The organism is Bacteroides sp. DH3716P (assembly GCF_025914115.1).
Classification (GTDB): domain Bacteria; phylum Bacteroidota; class Bacteroidia; order Bacteroidales; family Bacteroidaceae; genus Bacteroides; species Bacteroides ovatus.
In genome coordinates this window covers 6,571,490-6,575,080 of the sequence record NZ_CP083673.1, presented here as the reverse complement: position 1 = coordinate 6,575,080, position 3,591 = coordinate 6,571,490, and the positions used below count along the sequence as shown (strand labels likewise).

At 38.7% G+C, this 3,591-nt stretch carries 4 protein-coding genes and 1 pseudogene; 1 reads left to right on the top strand and 4 read right to left on the bottom strand.

Going from position 1 to position 3,591, the window contains the following annotated elements:
- The 4 genes and pseudogenes from KQP79_RS25445 to KQP79_RS26075 all read right to left on the bottom strand — a co-directional run.
- Positions 1-247 (bottom strand): annotated as a pseudogene (locus tag KQP79_RS25445) (hypothetical protein); the annotation flags it as partial.
- Positions 248-560: 313 nt separating this feature from the next.
- Positions 561-1,562 (bottom strand): hypothetical protein, encoded by a 1,002-nt coding sequence (locus KQP79_RS25440; protein ID WP_004323956.1) that lies wholly within the window; start codon positions 1,560-1,562, stop codon positions 561-563.
- 243 nt (positions 1,563-1,805) lie between these two features.
- Positions 1,806-2,819, bottom strand: a complete 1,014-nt coding sequence (locus KQP79_RS25435) for a hypothetical protein (RefSeq protein WP_008646575.1) — start codon at positions 2,817-2,819, stop codon at positions 1,806-1,808.
- Between the two features lie 168 nt (positions 2,820-2,987).
- On the bottom strand, positions 2,988-3,230 hold the full coding sequence (locus KQP79_RS26075) for a tyrosine-type recombinase/integrase (RefSeq protein ID WP_373167132.1): 243 nt from the start codon (positions 3,228-3,230) through the stop codon (positions 2,988-2,990).
- A 149-nt stretch (positions 3,231-3,379) separates the two neighbouring features.
- On the opposite strand from KQP79_RS26075, the gene KQP79_RS25425 reads away from it, so the two are divergent.
- Positions 3,380-3,591 (top strand): Arm DNA-binding domain-containing protein (locus KQP79_RS25425; RefSeq protein ID WP_264386650.1); only part of this gene is annotated, 212 nt, incomplete at its 3' end.

Genomic DNA, 3,591 nt, shown 5'->3' with positions numbered 1-3,591 from the left:
TAGGACTTACGCCTGCTTGAATCTGTGACCTCTTCCAAGTAATGTCCTTACCATTCTTATCCTTAGGTGGATAACACTTATTAATTACTAACTCTGTCGTAGGTACGGCTATAATGTAATTCTCGTCATTGGTAAGTGCTATCGTAGTAGCACCACATCCTGTCTTCACCTTGTTGAAGATACAGTTCTCTGGGAAGTCCTCCATAATGAGGAAGCCGTCCCGCTCTTGAATTTCTAACTTTACCATAAGTTATCTTTTGTGATTTTAAATATGTTACCTGTGCCCCTAATTATTGGACTTTAAATAATCCTAAACTCTGAATATTGGGGTAACTGACCGTTTTATATAGGGATAATTCACCACTCTTTGGAGATTCCAACTTTATCCCCACTTCTGCTTGGTGATTGGAAAACAGCTACCTGTCACCTCAATAATCAGACTTTAAGTTACTCTCAGCTTCATTTATTAGGGTAACCCGTATTATTATATAATGGAAATTCACCACTCTGGAAGAATCTGGAGTAGAAGAGCCTACCTGTCACATAGGCTCTTTACATGGTCAGACTTCTTCCGCTTCCAGATAAGGAATGTCCTCTGTGTCATCATTGGCGGTCACTTCCTTGCTGTCTTTAATTGAGATGACAGTAGTAGGGCGATTGTACCGTTCTCTTATCTTCTCAAACTGTTCCATTACTAAATTCTCGTCCAGATTTCCGTGTGTATTGAACATTGCCGCCTTGTCGTTCTGTGTAATGGACTGGAATATCTTGACAGCTTCCTTGACGTCTCCTGTAATTGTCTTGATATTATTGAATTGGTTACTTAAGTATCTCTTGGCAATATCCTTGTCATCAAAGCCTTTATCCTTGCAGATTTGGATGAACTTGTTACCTATCTCCATGTTATAGGCTGGAATGATAGGCTTCTTCACCTTCTTCCCCTTCTCATCCTTACCAGAGCATAATAAAGAGAAGTCAGACTTTGATATAGCGTTATTATTGCCACAAAAGATAAGGTTCAGTGTTGAGATTGGATAACCGTCTGGGTTCTTCTCGCTCTTTATTAATTCGTTGTACCGTTGCAGAAATTCATTGTCTGGGTTAATATTGGCTGCACCACGCACATAGTCTGGGGTAGTCCATTCCTTCTTGGTAATATTAATCTCGTTGATATATTCTGCAATAGTTTCATTCCCTTGCAGTTCAACTTCAATGGCGGGTACATTTATTGCTTCCTCTCCGTTCTCCGCTGCCCATTCATTATAGAGGGATGCGGCAATGGTTCTGTGCTGACCGTCCAATACAAGGAAGTATTTGGCTGCATCTTCTGGATTTATATCCTGTCCGTTAATGTCAACCAGACGAATGTCACCTGTTGTGATTACATCTTCTGCCTTAACGACCTGTACCATTTCTGCCTTTCTATAACCCTTGACCTTCATCATGGCTAATATCTTCTCTACATTGCCCAAGTTGATGGCACGGTTAATACCTTTAGCAAAAGCTACGTTTCTTACTTCATTATTTGCAACAACTTTAACTTCTAAATAAATCTTCTTCATGATAGTTTAAATTTAAATTAATAATTAAGTTTATAAATTGGTGCAATCTTCAACTTGGCGCCTTATCGTTTCTGATTACATTGCAAAGGTGAGGAATAGTCGGAAGGTGTGTTATAAAGAATAGAAGGCGATTTGAAGTGCATTCTTTAGATGTAAGAATATCAGCGAATTAGCTAATTTAAAGACATAAAAATAACTACCACGTGATTACATGGTAGTCTGTAAGGATTGGTGGATTATTAATTACCAGAGATGTTCTGTAGACTGATTATTGGGTGAGAAATTGTAGTCTTCTGTCTGTTTGGTCTTCCATTGCGGTTTATAGCCTTGTTTCACCAAATAGGCTATTGCTGCATTGGTGTAGTTCTCATCATTATTGAAACTGCCTGCTTCAAATAATAATTCCATGTAGTCTAAAGTCATACGTATCTGTTCACTCTTGGTCTTTATTGAGGAATATCTTTGTAACAGGTGGAATGTACCATACATGATTAGATTATGGGCTGCATTATTGGCTTTCCTGCCCTTCTTCTGTGAATATACTTCCTTCAATTCCTGTTGGGCTTCTTCCAAACTGTTTACTCCTAAATAGATGTGAAGGTAGTTATCCAATAAATCACTCAGCCAATAGCAAGAGTTATCAAGAGTAATCTTCTTAACTCCGTTATCAATGGTTATAGGACTGAATACCCTTAGCTCCTTCTTCTTGGAAGGTGAGTATCTCTTGGTATTCAGCAACTCATATAGCTTTAGCATTTCTGGACGGACTTGTTCCAGATAAGGCAGTGTGTTCTCTGATATGACAACTTCTGTGTAAAGTTCACCATTCTTATACTTCTCATATATGGCAGCTACAACAAGCATACTTATTCCAATTACTCCGTCATTATCAGTTTCACCATGCTTCTGTAATAAATCAATCAGCCGTTCCAATAAATTATCACTTGGCAGAGTGATAAGTATATTGTGTTCTGAATCCATAATGAAGCTACTTGGATTAAACGCCTTACTGGTAGAAGTCGATTTGGGAGCATACCGTTTATAATCAAATACTCCGTTATCTACTGCGATAGTGTTTAGAAATGAATAGTCTGTCATGTAGTTCTTACAAATATCTTCACTGATTCCGTTGGGATATTCATGGTAGTAAGTAGCTGACAGTTCATTCTCAAACATGGCACGCTTATAGCCAAAGTATTCCGTGAGTATGGGTTCTATCTTCTTTAATTCTGGAATTGGTAGTATGTAATCTCTCATATCGCTTCTTATTAGTGCTGTAAAGNAGTATTCCGTGAGTATGGGTTCTATCTTCTTTAATTCTGGAATTGGTAGTATGTAATCTCTCATATCGCTTCTTATTAGTGCTGTAAAGTTAACAAGAATAATCCCACCTGCAATAATTGCAAGTGGGATTAATTGAATGTACTATAATAAGTTCTTCATTGCATCATCTATCTGTTCGTTATCGAAACTATCCAAATAAAATTGCGTAGTTGATAAACTCGTATGCCCTAATGCTTCACTTATAATAGCAACATTGACTCCAGAACGTTTCAACACTGTGGCGAAAGAATGGCGGGCAACATAAGTAATATTTAGAAATGCAATAAAAAACAGAATGACGATAATTAAACGTAAAACGTTTATAATTAAGCATTTTGCGAGAATTGCAGAACAGACAGACCTGCAAAAGAAAACAAAATATTGCGACGTTTCAGTTACCAGACTGTTAGCCGCCTGTTTCGGAAACGACGGCAGGTAACCGAATTTTTACCGATAAGAACAAAGCGGATTTGTATTCACTGTTTCTCAATGTTTTGCATGCCAAAGGACGCTTTTCAAAGGAGTATTTTTACAACCTAAAAAAGAGCGTTATGAAAGTGGAAAAATTCAAGGTGCTGCTCTACCTGAAAAAGAGCGAGCCGGACAAGACCGGCAAAGCCCCGATCATGGGACGGATCACCCTCAACCGCACGATGGCGCAGTTCAGCTGCAAGCTCTCCTGCACCCCCGGGCTGTGGAACGCGCG